General features: G+C 52.9%; 2 protein-coding genes. Both read left to right on the top strand.

Annotated features, from left to right (window positions below):
* Window positions 1-1,004, top strand: a 1,004-nt coding sequence (locus ACWHAR_RS20515; RefSeq protein WP_452087665.1) for an NADH dehydrogenase subunit 5, incomplete at its 5' end; no start/stop codon positions are given.
* Window positions 1,001-1,778: putative inorganic carbon transporter subunit DabA (locus tag ACWHAR_RS20510; protein ID WP_452087664.1), on the top strand; the 778-nt coding region annotated here is incomplete at its 3' end. The genes ACWHAR_RS20515 and ACWHAR_RS20510, both read left to right, overlap by 4 nt.

Raw genomic sequence — 1,778 nt, 5'->3', positions numbered from 1 at the left:
TGTCTCTCGCGACAGGACACTGGCAGCTATCATCCACCATAGCGGAGGAAAGCCTTGTACAGCTCAGCTCATGGGAGAAAACCGGGATTGGCCTCCTTATCATTTTAACGGTGATGATTCCTGCGGCACAGTGGCCGTTTCATCGCTGGCTGCTCGATTCGGCAATCGCGCCGACTCCCGTTTCCGCGGTCATGCACGCCGGACTCGTAAATGTAGGCGGCGTCATGCTGACCCGTTTCGCACCGATGTTCAGCGGTGATGGTCTGCAGCTTATTCTGCTTGTTCCCGCCGTCTTTTCCGTCTTGCTCGGAACGGGCATGATGATCGTCCAGACGGACTACAAGCGGCAGCTCGCAGCTTCAACGGTCGCGCAGATGGGTTTTATGCTCGTCCAATGCGCATTAGGAGCCTATATTGCGGCTGTTATTCACCTCATTTTGCACGGCCTGTTCAAAGCCGCCCTTTTCCTGCAAGCCGGATCAGCGGTGCGCCGTTATGAATCGTTCGCCTCTAAACGGGGCAGACCGGCTCTTTTCTGGGACATGATAGGCGGCGCGTTTGCTCTTACTGTCGTCATCGGAATTTGGGTCTCAGCTGCGGACGATGGCTATCAATTGATCAGCGCCCTTGTTTTAGGCTGGGCATTGTTCATTGCTTGGAGACAGCTTGTCACAGCCAATGACGGTCGCGTCACACGAATGGCCGGGCTTTTCATTTTAACGGGGGCTTCTCTCGCGTTTGCCATCATTCATTCCGGTTTACACGGGCTCCTGAAGGAAGCTGTTGTACAGGGGGCGCAACCGCCCGTCATGGCGGCCGTTTTAACGGTAGTCGTTTTGTTAGCTGGTACTGCTGCCGGCGCCTTGATCGTTCGGCAGCGGTTTGCATGGTCCGGCGCACTTTATCTGCGTCTTGTAAAAACGGGTGAGCCTCATTTTGAATCGGTCGAAGAACGGCCGAATTATCTTGACCAATATCTTACTCAAGGAGGTCGTCAATCATGAAAGCAGCACCCACATTGTCTAAACAATTGATCTTCAAATATGAACATCAGACAGCGGACTTTAATATTGATGAATCGGTTCAATCAGCAGCACGAGTCATTGCGCCGCTTTGGCCGATTGAAACCTTTGCCGCGCGCCATCCGTGGATGGGTCTTGAAGAACAGACATTTGAACAGACGGCCCGGCAGCTTAAACAGCAGCTTCAGGTTGATATATACCCAAAGTCCTCCATTTTCCGCTCCGCAAAACAAAGGGGAGAAATCGATGAGGCCATTCTTGAAAAAAAGCTGACGCATTGGCTCGATTCACATCAGCCCGGCATGCAGAGGGAAACAGCGGAAGCGTTTTGCAAAGCCGCGCTCAAGCTGGATGAAATCCCTGAAAAGCTCTTGAGATCCCCGCAAGTCGAAAAGCTTGCCAAACAAGCGGCGCGCGGGACAATCGATGATCAAAAAACACGCTTGATCAAACCGCTCAGCGTTTTTGCCGGACAAAAAACCGCTCACCTTCTTGATCATCATGTGATTAAATGGTGCAAGCTGTTTCTCGATGAATCACAATCGGCATGGCGGCTTCCACATCGCGAGAAAGGGTTTTACAGCGCTTGGCGGCAGCTTGTTGAACATGATCCCGCCCTGGCGCGAGCGGAACGCCAACGACTGAAAGGGTGGCCGGAGGAGCCTCGGGACGCGATGAAAAGAGCACTCCGAGCGCTTGATATTTCTGATGGAGACGTTCAGGCATACCTTGAAGCTCATTTGCTCTCTCTTCCGG

It is taken from the genome of Bacillus sp. LR--39, assembly GCF_053613335.1.
This window is presented reverse-complemented; position numbering and strand designations above follow the sequence as displayed.